2 protein-coding genes are annotated in these 1,113 nt (G+C 65.4%); both read left to right on the top strand.

Going from position 1 to position 1,113, the window contains the following annotated elements; all coding sequences use genetic code 11:
* Positions 1-403 (top strand): hypothetical protein (locus EOA22_RS34675; RefSeq protein ID WP_127390669.1); only part of this gene is annotated, 403 nt, incomplete at its 5' end.
* A complete protein-coding gene (locus EOA22_RS34670) occupies positions 400-1,029 on the top strand; it encodes a hypothetical protein (protein ID WP_063168643.1) in 630 nt (209 codons plus the stop codon). The genes EOA22_RS34675 and EOA22_RS34670, both read left to right, overlap by 4 nt.
* Positions 1,030-1,113: the final 84 nt, after the last annotated feature.

Genomic DNA, 1,113 nt, shown 5'->3' with positions numbered 1-1,113 from the left:
CGCCTATGTCAGCCGCGCCAAACTCTATGGCGTGGCGCTGAAACCAGGCCAGAAGGCGCTGGTGTTGGAGGCCGATCTGACCAATCGCACGGCGCAATCCGACAAGGCTTATTTCAACGTCTTCAAGCCGGACGGGATCGACCTGCCCGATTCCACGCCGATGATCGCGCTGGCCCGCGATTCGACGCTGACGCCGGAACTGCATCCCGGCATGACCGAACGCATGGCCTATGTCTGGCCGCTTGCCGGTAACGCCGCCGTGCCGGCAAATCTCAGCTTCGGCGTCACCGCCGAGATCTTCAAGCCGCGCGACAATCTTTACGGCACGCCGGGCTGGTTCAATTCCTATCGGCTCGGCACCGTCACCATGCCGGTCGCCGACCTGCCCGAGAGCGGCTCATGAGGATCCGCGCCATCGGCAATCTCCTGATCGTCGCCGCCACCGTGGTGCTCAGCTACGGCATGCAGGTGTCGAAGCCGCATTATGCCGAACTCACCGCGCCGATCCCCATTGATGGCGCCATGCACGACACGGTGCGGGCGCGCAGCTTCGATGTCCGCCTCGACAGAATGGTCTTTGCGCGCACGCTGAAGACCAACCAGTTCGGCCAGGAAAGGCTGCTGACCACCAGCGGACTGTGGGCGGTGGCAGCGACCAATCTCACCGCCACCAGCACCTCCACCACGGTCGCCGACGGCACCTGGCAAGGCCCGACCGGCCTGCGCTACCGCCAGACGGAGCGGCTCAGCTATCGCCAGGATATGCCGCCACATGCCGTCGATCCAGGGCTGGAGAGAAGCGGCCTGTTCGTCTTCGAGTTGCCGGCCGACCAGATCCGAGGCGCCAGCCTGCTTATCGCCGCACGTCAGTTCGGCCCGCTCGACGCCCAGGCTCGCATCAGCCTCGATGCCGTTCCGACCGGTGCCGATGGTCAACCGGCGGATGTCTTGCCGCTATACGATCTCGACGCTCCTGCACCGCCGCAGGGCCAGACACGGCAGGGCCAGACACGGCAGGGCAAGACATGAGCGCGGTTTCAACCGACATCGACCCAGCCGGCGGTGGCGAGAAAAAATGGCGACGGCGCGGTCTTGCCGCGCTCGCTATCCTGC

Source organism: Mesorhizobium sp. M7A.F.Ca.US.014.04.1.1, from assembly GCF_003998745.1.
GTDB lineage: Bacteria > Pseudomonadota > Alphaproteobacteria > Rhizobiales > Rhizobiaceae > Mesorhizobium > Mesorhizobium ciceri.
This window is presented reverse-complemented; position numbering and strand designations above follow the sequence as displayed.